General features: G+C 66.0%; 19 protein-coding genes. 15 read left to right on the plus strand and 4 right to left on the minus strand.

Annotated elements, in window-relative coordinates:
* Positions 1–2 precede the first annotated feature (2 nt).
* The 7 genes from ACLD02_RS08230 to ACLD02_RS08260 all read left to right on the plus strand — a co-directional run bounded on the left by ACLD02_RS08230 (position 3) and on the right by ACLD02_RS08260 (position 7,280).
* Complete coding sequence (locus tag ACLD02_RS08230) at positions 3–1,646, plus strand: PepSY-associated TM helix domain-containing protein (protein ID WP_410298417.1); 1,644 nt, start codon at positions 3–5, stop codon at positions 1,644–1,646.
* A 100-nt stretch (positions 1,647–1,746) separates the two neighbouring features.
* Positions 1,747–2,667 (plus strand): LysR family transcriptional regulator, encoded by a 921-nt coding sequence (locus ACLD02_RS08235; RefSeq protein ID WP_203100686.1) that lies wholly within the window; start codon positions 1,747–1,749, stop codon positions 2,665–2,667.
* A gap of 139 nt (positions 2,668–2,806) precedes the next feature.
* Positions 2,807–3,490, plus strand: coding sequence for a class II aldolase/adducin family protein (locus tag ACLD02_RS08240; RefSeq protein ID WP_203100688.1), 684 nt, complete (start codon positions 2,807–2,809; stop codon positions 3,488–3,490).
* Entirely contained in the window at positions 3,487–4,074 is a 588-nt protein-coding gene (locus ACLD02_RS08245) for a TRAP transporter small permease (protein WP_410298418.1), read from the plus strand. Before ACLD02_RS08240 ends, ACLD02_RS08245 begins: the two co-directional genes overlap by 4 nt.
* A gap of 1 nt (position 4,075) precedes the next feature.
* Positions 4,076–5,335, plus strand: a complete 1,260-nt coding sequence (locus ACLD02_RS08250; protein WP_203100692.1) for a TRAP transporter large permease — start codon at positions 4,076–4,078, stop codon at positions 5,333–5,335.
* 1 nt (position 5,336) lies between these two features.
* Positions 5,337–6,260: a 3-hydroxyacyl-CoA dehydrogenase NAD-binding domain-containing protein gene (locus ACLD02_RS08255; protein ID WP_203100694.1), complete on the plus strand. Its 924-nt coding sequence runs from the start codon at positions 5,337–5,339 to the stop codon at positions 6,258–6,260.
* 36 nt (positions 6,261–6,296) lie between these two features.
* Positions 6,297–7,280: a TRAP transporter substrate-binding protein gene (locus tag ACLD02_RS08260; RefSeq protein WP_203100696.1), complete on the plus strand. Its 984-nt coding sequence runs from the start codon at positions 6,297–6,299 to the stop codon at positions 7,278–7,280.
* A gap of 73 nt (positions 7,281–7,353) precedes the next feature.
* Here ACLD02_RS08260 and ACLD02_RS08265 read toward each other — a convergent pair whose 3' ends face one another.
* Together ACLD02_RS08265 and ACLD02_RS08270 are read right to left on the minus strand one after the other, a co-directional pair.
* Complete coding sequence (locus ACLD02_RS08265) at positions 7,354–8,109, minus strand: class II aldolase/adducin family protein (protein WP_203100698.1); 756 nt, start codon at positions 8,107–8,109, stop codon at positions 7,354–7,356.
* Between the two features lie 149 nt (positions 8,110–8,258).
* Positions 8,259–9,224, minus strand: coding sequence for a zinc-binding dehydrogenase (locus tag ACLD02_RS08270; RefSeq protein ID WP_203100700.1), 966 nt, complete (start codon positions 9,222–9,224; stop codon positions 8,259–8,261).
* Between the two features lie 104 nt (positions 9,225–9,328).
* Between ACLD02_RS08270 and ACLD02_RS08275 the strand changes: the two genes are divergently transcribed.
* Positions 9,329–10,357, plus strand: coding sequence for an MBL fold metallo-hydrolase (locus ACLD02_RS08275; protein WP_203100702.1), 1,029 nt, complete (start codon positions 9,329–9,331; stop codon positions 10,355–10,357).
* A 152-nt stretch (positions 10,358–10,509) separates the two neighbouring features.
* On the opposite strand, the gene ACLD02_RS08280 is transcribed toward ACLD02_RS08275, so the two are convergent.
* Positions 10,510–11,661, minus strand: coding sequence for an acyl-CoA dehydrogenase family protein (locus tag ACLD02_RS08280; protein WP_256245497.1), 1,152 nt, complete (start codon positions 11,659–11,661; stop codon positions 10,510–10,512).
* Between the two features lie 202 nt (positions 11,662–11,863).
* Here ACLD02_RS08280 and ACLD02_RS08285 point away from each other — a divergent pair, with 202 nt between their 5' ends.
* Complete coding sequence (locus ACLD02_RS08285; protein WP_203100706.1) at positions 11,864–13,069, plus strand: 3-oxoadipyl-CoA thiolase; 1,206 nt, start codon at positions 11,864–11,866, stop codon at positions 13,067–13,069.
* A gap of 85 nt (positions 13,070–13,154) precedes the next feature.
* Here the strand turns inward: ACLD02_RS08285 and ACLD02_RS08290 are convergent, their stop codons facing one another.
* Complete coding sequence (locus ACLD02_RS08290; protein ID WP_410298419.1) at positions 13,155–13,571, minus strand: GntR family transcriptional regulator; 417 nt, start codon at positions 13,569–13,571, stop codon at positions 13,155–13,157.
* 187 nt (positions 13,572–13,758) lie between these two features.
* On the opposite strand from ACLD02_RS08290, the gene ACLD02_RS08295 reads away from it, so the two are divergent.
* From ACLD02_RS08295 to ACLD02_RS08320, 6 genes are all read left to right on the plus strand, one after another.
* The gene (locus tag ACLD02_RS08295; protein ID WP_410298420.1) at positions 13,759–14,562 is read left to right on the plus strand and encodes an AraC family transcriptional regulator; all 804 of its coding nucleotides are present in this window, start codon (positions 13,759–13,761) and stop codon (positions 14,560–14,562) included.
* A 174-nt stretch (positions 14,563–14,736) separates the two neighbouring features.
* Complete coding sequence (locus ACLD02_RS08300; protein ID WP_203100711.1) at positions 14,737–15,303, plus strand: hypothetical protein; 567 nt, start codon at positions 14,737–14,739, stop codon at positions 15,301–15,303.
* 58 nt (positions 15,304–15,361) lie between these two features.
* Positions 15,362–15,817 (plus strand): MarR family winged helix-turn-helix transcriptional regulator, encoded by a 456-nt coding sequence (locus tag ACLD02_RS08305; RefSeq protein WP_203100713.1) that lies wholly within the window; start codon positions 15,362–15,364, stop codon positions 15,815–15,817.
* Positions 15,818–16,028: 211 nt separating this feature from the next.
* Entirely contained in the window at positions 16,029–16,457 is a 429-nt protein-coding gene (locus ACLD02_RS08310) for an organic hydroperoxide resistance protein (RefSeq protein ID WP_203100715.1), read from the plus strand.
* A gap of 92 nt (positions 16,458–16,549) precedes the next feature.
* Positions 16,550–17,311 carry a sulfate transporter CysZ gene (gene cysZ, locus ACLD02_RS08315; RefSeq protein ID WP_203100716.1) on the plus strand — a complete coding sequence of 254 codons (762 nt, stop codon included), beginning with the start codon at positions 16,550–16,552 and terminating at the stop codon, positions 17,309–17,311.
* Between the two features lie 537 nt (positions 17,312–17,848).
* Positions 17,849–19,414, plus strand: a complete 1,566-nt coding sequence (locus ACLD02_RS08320; RefSeq protein WP_203100718.1) for a ShlB/FhaC/HecB family hemolysin secretion/activation protein — start codon at positions 17,849–17,851, stop codon at positions 19,412–19,414.
* Positions 19,415–19,440: the final 26 nt, after the last annotated feature.

Raw genomic sequence — 19,440 nt, forward strand, 5'->3', positions numbered from 1 at the left:
TCATGCGCAGTGACGTCATCCGCGTTTACAAGAGCCTGCACACCTGGACCGGCCTGATCGCCGGTATGTTGCTGTTCATCGGCTTTTACGCCGGTGCGCTCACCATGTTCAAGGACCCCCTGGATCGCTGGGCCACGCCCCCCTCGCAGCAGAAGGTGGCGGCGACGGACTGGCCGGCGGCGGGGCAGTGGCCGGCGCTGATCGCCGCCACCCTGGACGCCCACCCTGGCGCGGCGCGGGGCTTCACTTTGCACCTGAAGCGCGAGGAAAACACTCCGGCACCCCTGGTCTGGCGCGAAGGTGGCGACGAACATGGTGGCGGCCGGGTGCGGGGAGCGACCCTCGACGCCGACGGCGAACTGGTGACCCTGGAGACCGCCCCTTCGGCGATGGCGGAGCTGATTGATCTGCTGCATCAGACCGGTGGCATCCCCGGTCGCGGGCACCATTACTGGGGCGTCTACGCCATGGGCGTGGTGTGCGTGCTGTACGTGCTGGCGCTGGTGTCCGGGCTGGTGGTGCTGCTGCCCACGCTGGTCAAGGATTTCTTCGCATTGCGGCGCGGACGCAACCTCAAGCGGTTCTGGCTGGACGCCCATAACGTGGTGGGCATCACCAGCCTGCCGTTCCATCTGATGATCGGGCTCACGGTGATCGTGTTCGCTTTTCACGACCAGATCTACGGGGCGCTGGGGCAGGTGGTCTATGGCGACCGGCCCCTGTTCGAGCGGCCCGCGCCCGCGCCGGAAAGCGCCCCCCGAGGCGTGGATCATCTGCTGGCGCCGGCCACCTTGCTCGCCACGCTGCGCGAAACGGAGCCCGCCTTCGTGCCACGGGAGCTGATCTACAGCGACCCGCTGGGCCCCCGCGCCGACCTGCGCGTGGCCGGCGAAAGCGAAGGGCATATGCGGCGCGGCGCCAATCGCGGCTTCGCCAGTCTGGACCCCTACACCGGCGCGATCACCAACCTGGATTATCTGCCCGGCCATGAAGATACCTGGATTGATATCGTCACGGTGTTCTTCGCTCTGCACTTCGGTAATTTTGGTGGCCCGGTGATTCGCTGGAGCTATGTGCTGCTGGGGCTGGGCGGTGCTTTCCTGTTCTATACCGGTAACCTGCTGTGGGTGGAAAGCCGGCGTCGCAAGCAACGACGCGGCGCGGCGCCGGTCAGCCAGCGCCGTGCCACGCGGGCGATGGCGGCGGCCACCGTGGGGGTGTGCTGGGGCTGCGTGGCCGGCGTGTCCGCCGCCATGGTGGCGGGCAAGTGGGTGCAGGGTCTGGTGACGGACCCCAACGCCTGGTATCCGGCGGTCTACTACACCGTTTTCCTGGGCAGCGTGGCCTGGGCTTTCTGGCGCGGCGCGGCCCGAGCGGTGGTGGAATTGCTGTGGGTCAGCGCTCTGACGACCCTGGCGATCCCGGTCACCGGCCTGGTGGCCTGGCTGGCGCCGTCGCTGCCACCCTGGGTGTATCCCCGGCCGGGGTTGCTGAGCGTGGAGATCAGCGCATTGCTGGCCGGCGGTCTGCTGGTGCTGGCGGCCCGCCGCACCGCCCGCCGGGTACGGCAAGGTAGTGCCGACAGTGTCTGGTCGCGGGCGGACGCCGATGGCGAGGCCCGCTCGTCGTTGCCCGGATCGGTGTGAAGGCTGCACGCGGTGGCGCCTTGTGGCCGTGAGATGCCGGGTTACACTGTCCCGGTGCCGGGCGAGCGCGCCGGCGATGCGATGACAAGGAGAACACGCGATGCCGGATCCGGGGTGGACACGGCGGGTCAAGCTGCAGCAGTTGCGGGCTATTCTGGCGGTGGCCGATCACGCCAGTCTGGTCAAGGCCAGTGAACGCATTGGCCTGAGTCAGCCGGCGATCAGCAAGATCATCAACGAGGTGGAAGCGGATTTGGGGGTGCGGCTGTTCGTGCGCAACAGCCGTGGCACCCACGCGACCGGGTTTGGCGAGATGCTGGCCGGCCACGCCAAGCGGGTGTTTTCCCAACTCGAGCAGGTTGAACAGGAAATCCACGACGCCCGCGAGGGGCTCAGCGGCCATGTGGTGGTGGGCGCCCTGCTGGCCGGCAGCGCTCAGTTGCTGCCCCGGGCCATGGCGCGGCTGCACCGCCGCCTGCCGGGTATCCGCACCACCGTGGTGGAAAGCACCTACGAGCATCTGGTGCCGTCGCTGCACCGGGGCAGTCTGGATTTCATTGTTGGCCGTTTGCCCGCCTACCGGTACCGCGAGGGGCTGGCGGTGGAGCCGCTCTACCAGGAGGAGATTCATTTCGTGGTGCGCCCCGGCCACCAGGCGCTTGCTCTGGCGACCCCGGATCTGGCCGACCTGGTGCGCTGGCCCTGGATTCTTCCGCTGCCGGATACCACCCTGCGTCAGATGCTGGAGGCGGCGTTTCTTGACCGCAACCTGGAGTTGCCGGTGGCGCCCTGCGAGTCCCTGTCCGTGGCCGGTAACCGGGCGATGATTCTGGAAAGCGACTGTATCGGTACCTTTCCATCCCGGGTGGTGGCCCGGGACCTGGAGGCGGGCCTGCTGGCACGGCTGCCGGTCACTCCGGCCCTGCCGTTCGGGCCGGTGGGAATTTCCTATCTCAAAGGCACGGCGTTTTCCAAAGCGGCGGAAGCATTGCTGGCGGAGATGCGCTCCCAGGAACTATAGCCTTGGGTTATAGCTGAGCGCCGTAAATTCATTACATGACATATCCCGGGCCGGGGTAACGTGACCTTGCTTTCACAGGCCGCGCCCGGACGCTCACTCCCCGGGCACGGTGACCTCGAAGAACAACAAAGGCATCGTGATGACCTCCTTGATCGATACTCCCCTGGCCGATCATCAGATCACCGTCCGCAAGGCCGCCCGTGCCCTGGGGCGCCATGGCCTGGCGCACGCCTATGGCCATTGCAGCCAGCGGCTCGACGACAACCACTTCCTGGTGTGCGCGGCCCGTCCGCTGGGCACCATCGCCCCGGGCGAGGAGGGGCGCGTGGTGGCTCTGGACGAGCCACTGCCGGAGGGCGTGCTCGGAGAAGTGCGCATTCACCGGGAGATCTACCGTCGCCGGCCGGACGTGGGCGGCGTGGTGCGGGGCATGCCGCCTCGGGCCATGTCACTGTCGGTGCTGGGCCGCACGCCACGCTTGCTGCACGGAATGGGCGCTTACTTCGTCGATGGTATTCCACTCTGGGACGACCCCCAATTGATCCGGGATGACAGCGACGCCGAACGCCTGGCCGGACAACTGGGCGGCGCGGCCGCCATTGTCATGCGCGGTAACGGCGTGGTGACCGCGGGCCCCAGTCTTCCGGACGCGGTGGTGCTTGGCTGGTACCTGGAGGACGCCGCCCGTATCGAAATCGACTGTCTGCCGGCGGCGGATGCCGTCCGCCCCCTCGGCGAACAGGAAGCGCGCCGCCGCGCAACCCGCTCCGGGCGCATCTTCGAGCGCATGTGGGATTACCTGACCCACGGAGACCCGGAATGAGCGCCGCGGCTCCGGAAACGGCGCCGCGTTCCGGATTTCTGCCCCGCCTGCAGCGGTTCAGCACCGCCATGGCCGGGCTGGAACGGGGTGTCGCCGGCCTGTGTCTGGCCGTGGTGTTTGTGCTGCTGGTGCTCAACATCGTCACCCGCGCCGCCGGCCAGGCGCTGTTCTGGGTCGATGAGGCCGCCATCACCGCCATGGTCTGGATGGCGTTCTTCGCCGCGCTGGTGGGATTGCAGGCGCGCTCCAATATTGCCGTGACGCTGCTTGCCGACGCCGTGCCGATCGCCGTCCGTCTCTGGCTGGCGGTGTTGGTGGACCTGATTCTATTGCTGTTCGTGATCGCCCTGGCGGTCATGGTATGGCGCTGGTTCGCGCCGGTGGCGGTGTGGCGCGCCGGCGGTGATCTGCGGGCGTTCGCCGAACAGACCTTCAATTTCATGTACCAGGAGCCGACGCTCACCCTGGGAATTCGCAAGGTGTGGCCGTGGTTGGTGCTGCCGATGTTCGTGCTCGGTGGTCTGGTGCACTGCGTCGCTAACCTGGACGACAGCCTGGCCCAGGCGCTGGCGGGGGAGGACTGACATGGTCATTGCCTTCTTTATCGGGCTGTTGCTGGTGGGCGTGCCGGTGGCTTTCGTGCTGGCGCTGACCGCATTGTTCTATCTGTTCTCCAGCGGCAACTCGGTTCTGCTGGATTCGTTTCCGCAACAATTCTACGGTGGCCTCGAGAACTATGGCCTGCTGGCGCTGCCTCTGTTCATCCTGGTGGGTGAATGCATGAACGAGGGCGGCATCGCGCGGCGTTTGATGGCCATGGCCGCCGCGCTGCTTGGCTCCATCCGTGGCGGACTGGCCTACATCAACCTGCTCTCCAACATGATGATGGCCTCCATCCTCGGTTCCACGGTGGCGCAGATCACGATCATGTCGCGGGTGGCGGTGCCGGAGATGGAGCGGGCTGGCTACCCACGCGATCAGGCGGTGGCGATCACCGCCGCCGGTGGCATGCTGGCACCGATTATCCCGCCGTCCATGCTGTTCGTGATCTTCGGTGTGATCGCGCAGATATCGATCGGGGATCTGTTCATTGCCGGTATCCTGCCCGGCGTGCTGCTGGGGCTGGCATTCTTCGCGGTGTTGGGCTGGATGGCGCGCCGCCACCGGTTTCCCGCCACCGAACCCATGTGCTGGCGCCGCCGGCTTATGGCCCTGCGCGACGGTCTCGCCGCCGGCTTGATTCCCGCGCTCATCGTCGGCGGTATTCTCAGTGGCCTGGCGACCCCCACGGAGGCGGCGGCGCTGGCCTGCCTGGGCTCGATTCTGGTGGGGCGATTCGTTTACAAGGAATTCGATCCGCGCGCCCTGTGGCCGGCCCTCAAGCGCACCGCGTTGAGTTCCTCGGTGGTGTTGATTCTTATCGCCGCCGCCAACCTGTTCAGTTGGGTGATCACCTACGAGAATCTGCCGGCCCTGGCCGCTCAGTGGATCCAGGCCGCCGCGGGTTCACCGGCCCTGTTCCTGGTGCTGGTCACACTGGCGTTGCTGGTGGTGGGGATGATCCTGGACCCGATCCCGGCGTTGATCCTGGTGGTGCCGGTGCTGTTGCCGGTGGCGACCGGGGTTTACGGCATCAGCCCGTTCCATTTTGGCGTGATTGTTTGCCTGACCCTGGTGATGGGGCTACTGACTCCACCGGTGGGCTCGGCGCTGTTCACCGCCTCGACGCTGTCCGGGGTGCGCGCCGAGCGGCTGTCGCTGCTGCTGCTGCCTTATCTGCTGGTAATGCTGGTGGTGATGGCGCTGCTGATCTTCTTCCCGTTCCTGACCACGGCGCTGATCTGAGATGGCGGCGCCGGTGTATTCCACCGCGGTGCTGGGCGCCGGCCTGATTGGCGCCGGCTGGGCCGCGCTCTTCGCCCTGCGCGGGTGGCCGGTGGTGGTGGTGGACCCGGCGCCGGATGCCGGCGAACGGGTCACCGCCATGATCGAACGGGCCAGGCCGGTGCTGGACCGGCTTGGCCTGTTGGCCGGGCAACCCGCCACGCCGACGGTGATTCCGACCCCGGGGCCGACTCTGCGGGACGTGGTGCTGGTGCAGGAAGCCTTGCCGGAACAGCCGGCACTCAAGCGAGAGGCGTTATTGGCGCTGGAGAGCTGGATCGGTGCCGACGCACTGATCGCGTCCAGCTCCTCCGGGCTTATGCCGTCGCAATTGCAGGCCGGCCTGCGTCACCCGGAACGGCTCCTGATCGCGCACCCCTGTAATCCACCCTGGTTGATGCCGGTGGTGGAACTGGTCGGCGGTGGGGCAACCGGGCCAGCCACGCTGGACCGCGCCGAGGCGCTGTATCGGGCCCTGGGTCGGGAACCGGTGCGCCTGCGTCGGGAGGTGCCGGGGCATCTGCTCAACCGGTTACAGGCGGCGTTGTGGCGCGAGGCGGTCTATCTGGTGGCGGAGGGCTACGCCACCGTCGCCGACGTGGATACCGCGGTGACACGCGGGCTGGGTGCCCGGTGGGCCTGCTGCGGCCCCCACGAAATCTTTCATTTGGCCGGTGCCGACCGGGGGCTGGCCGGCTTTCTCGAGCAACTGGGGCCCGCCGTGGAGGATTGGTGGCGGGACCTGGGCGAACCGACCCTGGACGCGGCCACCCGCGACGCGCTGATCGCCGGCATGGATCAGGCGGCGGCCGGGCGCGGCGTGACGGCGCTCGCCGAGCGTCTCGATGCGCTGATGCCGAAGGTATTGGAGGCACTCCGGGACTGATCCTGACATCACTGCAAAAAAACAAGGGAGATAATCATGAAAAGAATCCACGCTGGTGTGCTGCTGATCGCACTGATGGCCCTGTTTCCTTTAGCCGCGCAGGCCAAGACCCTGCGTCTGGGGCTGATCACGCCACCCTCCCACCAGTGGACCCTGTCCGCCCAGGCCATGGCCAAACAGGTGCGGGAAGAAAGCAACGGTGAGCTCGATATCCTGGTGTTTCCCTCCGGCCAGCTCGGTAGCGAAGCGCAAATGGTGCAGATGATGCAGCGCGGCGCCCTGGACATGGCGTTCCTGGCCGCCGGTGAACTGGCCAACCGGGAGCCGGATTTCGCCGCTCTGTTCGCCCCTTATCTGGTGGAAACACCACAACAGGCCCGCGAGTTGCTGCAAGGGGACAGCGCGCGGAAATTGCTTGCCGAGGGGCGGCGTCTGGGCTTGGTGGGGCTGGGGTTCGGCATGGCCGGTTTGCGCCAGATCGTGGTGCGTGGCGAGGTCAACAGTATCGATGATCTGGCCGGGCGAAAAATCCGCACCATGCCGGTCCAGCCGGAGCGGGATTTCTGGAACAAGATCGGCGCCGCGCCCACCCCGATCCCTCTGCCGGCACTCTATGACGCCTTCGCCAATGGCCAGGTGGACGGTATGCAGATCGATTTCGAGGGCACCTGGAACACGCGTTACCTGGACTACGCCGGCACCGTGATTCAATCCAATCACATGATGTTGCCGATGATCGCGGTGGCCTCGGCGCGCACCTGGAAGGGGCTCTCCGAGGACGAACGCGCGTTGTTGAACAAGCGGGTCGGTGCGCACCTGGACGCTTTGTTCGATACCTACGCGGACATCGATGCCCGCTATCTGGCGAAAATCCGTAACGAGTCGGATGTGCCGGTGATCACCGTGGGCCGCGATTTCTTTGGCAACGGCGTCGATCTCTGGTATCGGGAGTGGCGTGAGAAAGCACCGCTGCTCAAGGCGCTGGAAAAGGAAGCGGCGGCGATCCGGGGCGAACAATAGAACGGTTGAGCGCCCCCCGGGGGGGATCGCGACTGGGCGGCATTCCGCTTCAGTCGCGATCAACGACGCCTGATCAACTGGCGTAATCGGAGCCGATGCGCTCCAGTTTACGCAGCAGCGCCGGCCAGGTCAGTTTGCTGGCCATGCCCAGTTGCTGGGACTGCTCGGCGGTGGTGTCGATGGCCGCCTGGGAGGGCAGGTAGGGTTCGCCCTGGTTGAGGGTGCGCACCTGGATCTCCGCGGCCTTCATCAGGAAGTACATGTAGGTGAAGGCCTCGCCCACGTCGCGACCCACGCTCAGGGTGCCGTGGTTGCGCAGCAGCATCATGTTCTTGTCGCCGAGATCCCGGACCAGCCGTTCGCGCTCATCCAGGTTCAGGGCCACGCCTTCATAGTCGTGGAAGCTGAGATGTTGCAGGCACAGCATGGCGGTCTGGCTGAGCGGCAGCAGGCCGTCCTTGTGGGCGCTTACCGCCACCCCGTCCGGGGCGTGCAGGTGCAGCACCGCGCCCGCTTCCTCGCGGGCCATGTGCACGGCGCTGTGAATGGTGAAACCGGCCGGGTTGACCCGGTTGGTGGCGCCGCCATCGACGATCTCGCCGTTCTGGTCCACCTTCACCAGGGAAGACGCGGTGATTTCATCGAACAACCAGCCGTAGGGGTTGATCAGAAAGTGATGCTCCGGGCCCGGCACGCGGGCGGACAGGTGGGTGAACACCAGGTCTTCCCAGTCATACAGGGCCACCAGCCGGTAGGCGGCGGCCAGATCCTTGCGGACCTCCCACTCTCCCTGACTCATGGTGCTCTGGCGAGCGGTTGCTTCGGTCATTGCGGCACCTCATTTGTTGTGAAATAGTGTTTCATTAATATAACAACAGTGTTGAACCGATGGCTATTCGTAGGAGCGGCTCCGGCCGCGATGCCTCGCGCGGCCAAGCTGCTGCCCATGTCACCGTGAACGCTCTTTCGCGGCTAACGCTAGTCGTTCACAAGCACCCGCTTGCCGCTGAAGCTGTCCTCCAGCATGTGCCGGTGCGCCGCCGGCGCGTCACTGAACGGGAAGGACGCCAGGGGCAAAGGCTTGAGCCGGCCGCTGGCGAACAGCGGCGCCAGCCGGTCGTTGAAGACCTCGGCGATGGCGATGCGTTTTTCCAGCGGCTGGCTGCGCATGGTCATGGCCATCATGGTCGGCCGGCGCGCGATCAGGGCACGCAGGTTGAGCTCGGTGGTGGCGCCGCCCAGGGCGCTCAGCATCACCAGCTTGCCCTCCACGCGCAGGGCCTTGAGCACGGTTTTCCAGTCCGGGCCCACCATGTCCAGGATCACCGCCACGCCGTCGCCGGTGAGCGCCTGGATGCGTTCGGGCAGGGTGTCGTCCTCCAGCACGCCTTCCAGCAGGCCCATCTCGCGGGCCGTGGCCAGGTTGGCCAGGTCGCGGCTGGAACCGATCGGGCGCGCGCCCAGGGTGCTGGCCAGCTGGGTGGCGGCCAGGCCGACGCCGGCGGTGGCCGGGCGGATCAGGCACCACTGGCCGGGCTGCAGGCCGCCTTCCAGGAACAGGCCCCGGTAGGCGGTGAGAAAGGCCTCCGGGATGGTGGCGCCGGTGGCGAAGTCCAGTTCGTCGGGCAGCGTCAGCGTCTCGCGCTCATGGACCACCAGTTGTTCGGAATACGCCGCGCTGGGGATCAGCCCCATCACCCGGTCGCCCACTTTCCGGCCCATGACGCCGTCGCCCACCGCGTCGATGACGCCGGCGTATTCCAGCCCCGGCACGCTGTTGTCGAAGCCCGGGGGCGCCGGATACAGGCCCTGGGTCTGCATGATGTCGGCGCGGTTCACGCCCACCGCGCGCACCGCGATGCGGACCTGGCCGGTGCCGGGTTCCGGCGCCTCGGCGTCGTCCAGTTTCAGAGTGTGGTCGTCCTGAATGCGCCACGCTTGCATGCTGTTTCTCCCTGCCAAACCGGGCGGCCTCGCCGCCCCGGTCAAGTTCATGTTGTCGCGCGCGCCGGGATCACCGGGCGCGCGCCCAGAAAGAGTGTCCCGGTATGAGCTCAGCGCTTCAATATCCTTTCACCGAGCCGCCGGCGTCCGGCCACCGTATCCAGGTGGCCCCCGGCGTCCACTGGCTGCATTTTCCGCTGCCGTTCTCCCTCGACCACATCAATCTGTGGCTGCTCGAGGACGGTGACGGCTGGACCCTGGTGGACACCGGTTTCGGTTCCCGCGCCACCCGCGAGCTGTGGCGCGCCACCTTTGATCAGGCTCTGGATGGCCGGCCGATCCGGCGCATCCTGGTGACCCACTACCATCCGGATCACATCGGCCAGGCCGCCTGGCTGGCCGGGCACTTCCAGGCCCCGGTATGGATGACCGAGGGCGAGTGGGCGCTCACCCATCGCCTGCAGACCGCCAGCGACCAGGAGGTGGCGGACGGTTTCCGGCGGTTGTTTGGCCGCCACGGCCTGGGCGAGGCGGACCTGGCCGCCCTGGCCGGTCGCGGCAACGGCTACCGCAAGGTGATACCGGAACTGCCGCCGTCGCCGGTGATCATCGCCGAAGGCGACACCGTGTCGATCAACGGTGATGCCTGGCGGGTGCACATCGGTCGGGGTCATGCCCCGGAACACGCCTGCCTGTACCGTGAGCAGGACCATCTGCTGATCAGTGGCGACCAGGTGCTGCCCACCATCTCCAGCAACCTTACCGTGCGCGCCCATCAGCCGGACGAGGACCCGGTCACCGAGTTCGTCGATTCCCTGCGCGCCCTGCGCGCGGCGCTGCCGGCGGATACCCTGGTGCTGCCGGCCCATGGCCTGCCGTTTCGCGGGCTGCACCAACGCATCGACGATCTGTGCGCTCACCACGACGAGCAGCTTGATGCCGCCCGGGACGCCTGCGCCGAACGGCCGCTGACCGCCTTCGATCTTCTGCCGGTGCTGTTCAAGCGCGAACTGGACAGCCACCAGCTGATGTTCGCCATGGGCGAGAGCATCGCCCACCTGAATTGCCTGCACGCCCTCGGCCGGGTACGGCGCGAAGAACGGGACGGATGCCTCTACCACATCGCGGTCTAGCATACCGTTCGGTATGGGCGGGGCATTGTATAAATTGGCTGGGGTAGGGGGGATCGCGACTGAAGCGGAGTGCCGCCCAGTCGCTCCTACAACCCCGTAGGAGCGACTTTAGTCGCGATGGCGGTCGGCTCAAGCCGCAAGCTTGCAGCCGCTTATTGCGCGTCGCGGACCATACCGCGGGCGATCACGATCTGCTGGATCTGGGTGGTGCCTTCATAGATGCGGAACAGACGCACGTCGCGGTAGAAACGTTCCACCGCATACTCGGCCATGTAGCCCGCGCCGCCGTGGATCTGCACCGCCCGGTCGGCCACCCGGCCCACCATTTCCGCGCAGAACAGCTTGCAGCAGGAGGCGTCGAGGCTGACGTTCTTGCCGGCGTCCTTGCTGCGCGCCGCTTCCAGTACCATGGAGCGACCGGCGAAGGCTTCGGCGCGGGAGTCGGCCAGCATCGCCTGGATCAGCTGATGGTCGGCCAGGGGCTGGCCGAACTGCTTGCGCTCCATGGCGTATTTCAGGGCGTCCTCGATCAGGCGCTCGGCCACGCCCACGCACACCGCCGAGATGTGCAGACGGCCCCGGTCCAGTACCTTCATGGCGGTTTTGAAACCCTGGCCTTCCTTGCCGCCGATGATGTTCTCGGCGGGCACCCGGCAGTTATCGAAGGTGATGTCGCAGACATGGGCGCCTTTCTGGCCCATCTTCACGTCCGGCTTGCCACGGATCAGGCCCGGGGTGTCGCCTTCCACGATAAAGGCGGTGATGCCGCCGGCGCCCTTGTTGTCCGGATCGGTGCGCGCCATCACCGTGTACAGGCCGGCTTCCGGGCCGTTGGTGATGTAGCGCTTGGTGCCGTTCAGCACATAGTGGTCGCCGTCCTTGTCCGCCCGGGTTTTCAGGCTGGCGGCGTCGGAACCCACATCGGGCTCGGTGAGACAGAAGGAACCGATCACTTCGCCGGTGGCCAGCTTGGGCACGTACTTGCGCTTCTGTTCCTCGGTGCCGTCGATCAGGATGCCCTGGGCGCCGATGCCGTTGTTGGTGCCGAACAGGGAACGGAACGCCGGCGAGGTATGGCCGATCTCGAAGGCCACCAGGGCTTCTTCTTCCATGGTCAGGCCGAGGCCGCCGTACTCTTCCGGAATGGACAGACCAAACAGGCCCATTTCCTTCATTTCGTTGGCGATGTCCTCGGGGATGGCATCGTTTTCCGCCACGGTCTGTTCCGCCGGAATCAGGCGGTCGCGCACGAAACGGCCGATGGTGTCGACAAGCTGGTTGAGCACTTCCTGGTCGCGAATCATGGGGCTCTTCTGTCTTATTGGTTAGTCTGGAGGTTGGTCCGTCCGGAGGCATGACCGATGGGTCGCCGGCGGCTTGCATCGCACTCTGTCACGACCTATTCTTTCCGTCAAGTTTCGGAATAACATTCCGCTATGCGGACTATCACCCTTTTTTATGGCGGTCGCGCCCTGCGTCCGTCTTCCCCGATTCGAGGACCTCTCCATGCTCGACGCCTACATCTATGACGGCCTGCGCACCCCCTTCGGCCGCCACGCCGGCGCGCTCGCGCCGGTGCGCCCCGACGACCTGCTGGCCGGAGTGATTCGTGCCCTGATCGCACGCAACCCGTTCGCTCCGGAAGACTTCGAGGACCTGGTGGCCGGCAACACCAACCAGGCCGGGGAGGACGCCCGCAACCTGGCCCGCCACGCCGGCCTGCTCGCCGGGCTGCCGGAAACCGTGGCCGGCCTCACCGTCAACCGGCTGTGCGGCAGCGGCCTGGCCGCCACCCTGGACGCGGCGCGCATGGTCACCGTGGACGAAGGCCAGTTGGTGATCGCCGCCGGCGCCGAGTCCATGAGCCGCGCGCCCTTCGTCATGGCCAAGGCGGAATCGCCCTACAGCCGCAACATGCCCATGTTCGACAGCACCATCGGCGCGCGCTTCCCCAACCCGCGCATCGAGCAGCAGTTCGGCCGCGACACCATGCCCGAAACCGCCCAGAACGTGGCCTCCGAGCTGGGCATCACCCGGGAGCAGGCGGACGCCTACGCCGCCCAGTCCCAGCGCCGTTACGAAGCGGCCCGCGCCGACGGTTTCTTCGCCGCCGAGCTGCAGGCCGTGGAAGTGCCCCAGGGCCGCAAGAAGCCGCCGCTCAGCGTTACCGAGGACGAGCACCCGCGCCCCGGCACCGATGTGGAAAAGCTGGCCAAACTGCCCGCCATCGTGGAAGGCGGCGTGATCACCGCCGGTAACGCCTCCGGCGTCAACGACGGCGCCGGCGCCCTGATCATCGGCTCCCGCGCCGCCGGCGAGAAAGCCGGCATCGCCCCGCGCGCCCGCATTATCGCCGGCGGCGTGGCCGGCGTGCCGCCGCGCATCATGGGGCTGGGCCCGGTGGGCGCTTGCCGCAAGGTGCTGGATCGCGCCGGCCTGACCCTGGCGGACATGGACGTGATCGAAATCAACGAGGCCTTCGCCGCCCAGGTGCTGGGCTGCTGCAAACAGCTCGGCCTGGAAGGCGACGACGAGCGCCTCAACCCCAACGGCGGCGCCATCGCCGTGGGCCATCCCTTGGGCGCTTCCGGCACCCGCCTGGCGCTCACCGCCCTGCGCCAGCTGGAGCGCATCGACGGCCGCTACGCTTTGGTCAGCCTGTGCATCGGCGTGGGGCAGGGCGTCGCCATGCTGATCGAACGCCAACGCTAACCCGCCGCCGGAGGGATGATCGAGACTGAAGCGGTGCGCCGCCCGGCCGCTCCTACAGCGGGGGGCGGCCACTGTAGGAGCGACTTCAGTCGCGATCCGCGCCGTGGCCGTCGAGGAAGGCCCGGGCCAGTCGTTCCGCTTCCTCGGCGGTGGCCACGATCCGCAGCCGCACCTTGAACAGGCCCGCCAGGGCCGCGCTCTGAGCCCGCATCATGGTTCGTTTACTGGTATCCGGTTCCACCGCCACCATGCCCCGGCAACGGCGCGCCAGGGTGTCCCGGTTGCGCTTCATCCACAGGGTGCGGCGTTTACGGTCCTCATGGGCTTCCCGGTGTTCGCCGTCGATGGCGGCGACCACCATCACGAACGGATCGGGCTGCCCGATCAGGGTCTCCATCTCCGCCTCCCATTGCACCGCGTAGCCCTCCGGCAGCCCCTCGGGCATCAAACGCACCAGCGGAAAGTCGGCCACATCGTGTACCTGAAAGTCATTCGGATTCATGGCCCGTCCCCCGGTCGGTGTTGGGGCGGTTCACGCCCAGGGTGTTTTGTTGCTCGGCAAGAATATCGTTGGCTCGCATTGTCGTTTCCTTGAGTCGGGGCCGGGAATCAGGGTGCGATCCAGACTAGCCGCGCGCCTCTGACTGAAATACCGTATTGAAGACATTCAATATCGGAAATACGCCAATATGACCTGGACCAGGATGCCCCTGACGGGGGGCAGCGGCACTTTCCCGGCCTTTCAGGGCCCGCTGCTTGCCCGCATCTGGGACAAATCCCAGGCCAGCCGCGAGGCCCACGCCGCCGGCGTCCATCAGCACAAGGAAGGGCAGCTGTGCGGCGCCACGGAAGGGCTGTTGACCGTGCACACCGGTGACACCCGCTGGGCGGTGCCCGCTCTGCACGCCATCTGGATTCCGCCGCGCCGGGAGCACGGCATCGACCCCCACGGTCAGTTCGACGGCTGGGCCATGCTGATCAACGAAACGCTGTGCCAGGGGCTGCCGGCGGAACCCTGCATCCTGCGCGTCTCCGGTCTGCTCATGGAGGCGGTGAAGCGCGTGGCCGGCTGGGATGAACAGACCTGGGCGCCGGAGCGGGATCCGCTGGTGGCGGTGATCGCCGCCGAGATTCGTGCTCTACCGGACGCGCCCCTGGGATTGGTCATGCCCCGGGATCCAAGGCTGGCGCGCATCGCCGACGCCCTGCTGCGCGACCCGGCGGACCGGCTTGGGCATGCGGAATGGGCGAGTCGGGCCGGCCTGTCGTCGCGCACCCTGTCGCGCCGGTTCCCCCGGGAAACCGGGCTGGGCTTTCAGGCCTGGCGTCAACGCGCCCGTTTGCTGCGGGCTCTGGAACACCTGGCCGCCGGCCTGCCGGTGACCACCGTGGCCCTGGAATGCGGCTACGACACCTCCAGCGCCTTCATCGAGGCGTTCCGCCGGGTCTTCGGCGTGACGCCGGGCCGCTGGAAAGAGCGCGGGCCGGCGTGAGGCCTTGCCATCACGTTACGTTCCTGCCGGCAAGCCGTGGCAAAGGCAGACCGCATCACGCTGGCGGTGTGACCCGGGCGGCGGATTGGCACGCCAGCACGTTATTGCGCGACTCTCTATCTTGAACCCGGGTGGTGAGTGCGGCTTGATAGCCGGCTGACCAAGGAGAGTTCAATGAATGTGAAACGTCATGCCCTGACGCTGGCCCTGCCGGCGCTGCTGGCCGCCTGTGGCGGCGGGAGCGGTTCTTCCGGTGGTGGTGGCGATGAACCGCCTGCCAACGAGCCGCGCAATGTGGCGCTGCCGGAAAACGGTGGCCAGGCCGACGCCAATTACAACCAACAAAGCGCCGGCCTGGTCAACGATGGCATTGCCTACCAGGAAGACAGCAACGAGGAACTGCTGGCGGATTATTGGCAGGGCAACGTGGAGGATGATTTCGTGGTCGTCAACTTCGACCGCGTCTATGAAGTGTCCGAATTCAGCTTCTACACCAACATGGCCCAGCAGGTGAACAACGAGCCCGACCGGCTCTGGGTGGCGGTGTCCGCCGATGGCGATCAGTTCGAAGCCATCAACCTGCGCGAAACCTGCGATACGGCGACCTGGATGGGCCGCTACCGGATACGCTGCCAGGTGGAAGACCCGCTTACCCTGAAAGCCCTGCGGGTGCATACCCGCTTTCAGGTCAACGCTCACAACTTCCACGTTGCCGAGATCGAGGCCTGGGGAGTGCGCTGATCGCCGACTGCCTGAATGCGCTTGCTATTAAATGGCGCGCTATGTAATCATCCGCTCCATGAGTGATGACACCGACACCCCGGACTCCCTGCTGCGGCTCGACCTGCAGGTCTGCTTCGCGCTGTACTCCACCCAGCTGGCGATGACCAAGGTCTACCGCAAGCTGCTGCGCGAGCTGGATCTCACCTATCCCCAGTACCTGGTGATGATGGTGCTGTGGGAGCGTGACGGGCAGTCGGTGTCCGCCATCGGCGAACGCCTGTTTCTGGACTCCGCCACCCTGACGCCGCTGCTCAAGCGCCTGGAGAGCGCCGGCCTGCTGCACCGCCGCCGCGCGGCCGAGGACGAACGCCGGGTGGAAGTGCGCCTGACCGACGCCGGCCAGGCCCTGCGCCGCCGCGCCGAGGCGATCCCCGAGGCGGTGGCCTGCGCCAGCCGCTGCGAGCCGGAGGAGTTGGTGGCGCTCAAGGAGCAGTTGGAAACCCTGCGGCGGCGGCTTACTGAAACGTCCTGAACGCCGCGGACGCCCTGAACGCCTGTCGGCGTTATCGCGACTGAAGTCGCTCCTACAGCACTCTCGCGGTAGTTATCGCGACTGAAGCGGAACGCCGCCTACGGGAGGTTGTAGGAGCGACTTCAGTCGCGATCAGACTGCGCCGGCAACGTACAAGCCATTAAATAGCGCACGATTTAATCGTGCAAAATCAAGCAAACGGAGAAACCCCATGACCATCGAAAAGACCCTCTATCAAGCCGAAGCCCGTGTCACCGGTGGCCGCGACGGCCACGTCACCAGCAGCGACAAACAGCTCGACCTCCAGCTCACCACGCCCAAGGCCCTGGGCGGCCCCGGCGGTGACGGCACCAACCCGGAGCAATTGTTCGCGGCGGGCTATTCCGCCTGCTTCCTCAGTGCCCTGAAGCTGGTGGCCGGCAAGGCCAAGGTGGCGCTGCCCGACGACACCCACATCAATGCCAAGGTGGCGATCGGGCCGGACGGCGAGGGCTTCGGCCTGGCCGTGGTCCTGGCGGTGACCCTGCCCGGCCTGGAAGAAGATGACGCCCGCGCCCTGGTGGAAAAGGCCCACGTGGTGTGCCCGTACTCCAACGCCACCCGGGGCAACATCCCGGTGGAGCTGGAAGTCCACGTTTGAGCCCGCGCTCCTGGCCCGGCGTCACCGCCGGGCACTGGCCTCGATGGCCGGCAATGCTAGAATCGGCCGGCATTCGCTGAAACGAGGTCGTCGTGTCCCAAGTCACCCGCGCGCTGGATTATCTGAAACAAGGTCTCACCCTGGCCCGCAGCCCCGGGCTGCGGGCCTACGTGGTGGTGCCCATGATCTTCAACGTGCTGGTGTTCGGCGGCCTCTATTACCTGTCCGGTCAGTGGATCGCCGGCTGGATCAGCACCGCCACCGCCGGCTGGGCCTTCGACGGCGGCCTCAGTTTCCTTAACGGCGCCATCGATTTCCTGGTCAGCGCCGCCGTGGTGCTGGTGTGGATTCTGCTGCTGGGGTTGCTGGCCAGCGTCTTTACCCTCGGCGTGCAGTTGATCGCCGCGCCCTTCATGGGCTTTCTGGCGGAAAAGGTGGACGTGCGTGTCACCGGCCGGCCATTGCCGGAGGAATCCATCGCCGCGATGACGGTGCGGGTGTTCAAGCGCGAGCTGCGCAAGACCTGGTACTGGCTGTGGCGGGCGGTGCTGATCCTGTTGGTGGTGCTGGTGATCTACTTCATCCCGGTGGTGAACGTGTTCGCGTCGGCGGTCTGGTTCCTGTGGTCCGGCTGGTTGCTGGGCATGCAATACATCGACTACGCCGCCGACAACCGCCAGGTGCCGTTCACCGAGATGCTGGAACGCCTCAAGACCAAACGCTGGCTGGTGCTCACCTTCGGCTCGGTGATCCTGGGCCTGACCATGCTGCCGCTGGTGAACCTGGTGATCATGCCGGTGGCGGTGATCGCCGGCACCCTGGTGTGGGTGCACGAATTGGAACAGGTATCTTGACTGACCCCTTTTTTTGTTCCGCTCAAAAAGCTTTTTTCTAATGAAAAAAGCTGGTTTTTTTTAAGTATCGTTTCGTTTTCAAAATGTTCCCAATGAAACAGGATTGTTTTGGCCCCGTCCGGGGCCGAAATAATCCGTCATTTTCTCCCCAAGTACCTCGAAATACTCTTATTTTCTCGCTCTGATATTTTTGTCTTAGTGCAATTTTTTCATACGTAAATCACATCAACATTCAGCCCTGAAAACCCTTCGGAACGTAAAAGAATGTTGATTGACCGTATGGTTTTGGTGACATAGATTCCAAAAATTGTGAACCAGTTGGTTGCGAACGCTGGTTTGCAAAAATACGCAAAGCCAGAAAATAACGTCAGGAGCCGCTGGCTCCATCGGGGGAAAGCACAATATGGGAGCACCAACCACACCCTCCCTGCGCATCACCGCGCCCGGTTCCATCCTGCCAGTTCCTTTTTCGGCCAAGCCCGCCGCCATCTCCGGTTCTTCCCGGCGGGCGGACCAACCTCTCGGGATCTACTTCGCATGAGCAGTAAAATCAGATTCTTGCCCGCCGCCGCGCTGGCATTGATGTTGGGTGCCGCCGGCCCGGTGGCCATGGCCCAGGAACCCGCCGCCCGCCAGGTGCTGGTCAACGGTGTCGCCTTCCAGGGCAATACCACCTACAGCGCCTCCGACCTGTCCGGGTTGATCGCCTCGGAAATCGGCAAGCCCATGACGCTCAAGGATATCCAGGGCCTGGCCGCCAAGGTCGAGGCGTTCTACCACGACGCCGGCTACCCGCTGGTCAAGGTGGTGGTGCCCCGGCAGGCCTTCGCCGACGGCAAGCCGGTGGAACTGGTGGTGCTGGAAGGGCGCCTCGGTGAAGTGCGTATCGAGGGCGAGCGCCGCTACCACACTCAGCGTATCCGCGATGCCCTGGCCGCCAGTGGCGTGCGCGCCGGCGAGCCGCTGCGCCTGGACCGGGTGGAACGGGCACTGACCCGTATCAACCGGGAAGCCGGCGTGGAAGCCAGCGCCACTCTCAAGCCCGGCGCCGAGCAGGGCTACACCAACCTGGTGGTGGCGGTGGAAGAGGGGCCGCTGCTCAGCGGCAGCCTGGAAGTGAACAATTACGGCAGCAAGGACACCGGTCGCTACCGGGTGGTGCCCTCCATCAAACTGGAGAACCTGAGCGGTCGGGGCGACAGCGCCAACCTGATCGGCATGCAGTCTCTGGGTGACGGTGATGCCTGGTTCGCCTACGCCGACTACGCCACCCCGGTGAACAGCCGTGGCACCAGCGTTCAGGTGTACGGCTCCACCGGTAACGTCAACGTTGGCCGTGACTTCAAGGTGCTGGAAGTGGAAGGCGACAGCACCGGTGCCGGCCTGGGCGTACTGCAGGATCAGATTCTTTCCGCGCGCAGCATCCTCACCTACAGCCTGTGGCTGGAGGGCACCAACCTGGATCAGGAGATGCTCGGTGTCACCGTGGCCGAGGACCGGGTGCGCAAGGTGCGCCTGGGCGTGGCCTGGGACCGCACCGACCTGTCCGGACGCAGCCTGGTATCCCTGGATCTGCATCAAGGGCTGGGGGAGCGCCTGGGCGGCATGGACAACGACTCGGTGCTGTCCAGCCGCGCCTTCGCCGGCGCCGACAACGACTTCACCAAGATCACCCTGGACCTGACCCGCATCCAGCGGCTTAACGCCCGTACCCTGTTGATCCCGCGCCTGTACGGCCAGTACGCCTTCGATCCGCTGGTCTCCAGCGAGCAGTGGGCGATCGGCGGCGTCAACTCGGTGAAAGGCCACGCGCCCTCGGTGTACTCCGGTGACAGCGGCGTCACCGCTTCCCTGGAAGGGCGCTACGACCTGTTCGCCGATAACCACCGCTACCAGTTGATCGGCCAGATCAGCCACGGTCGCATGCACATCAAAAAACCATTCTACGACCAGGACGGCGAGCAGGATATCTCCGGTGTCAGCCTCGGCGTGATGGCCCGGCCGCTGGACCCGGTCGAGGTGCGCCTGGAATGGGGCCTGCCGCTGGGGCCGGAAACCGGCGATGACAATTATTTCTACGCTCAGGCGCGCTACCGCTTCTGAGGGGGGCCGGGCCAGTCGGCCCGCAT

This window comes from Alloalcanivorax sp. C16-2 (assembly GCF_046507615.1).
Classification (GTDB): Bacteria; Pseudomonadota; Gammaproteobacteria; order Pseudomonadales; family Alcanivoracaceae; genus Alloalcanivorax; species Alloalcanivorax marinus_A.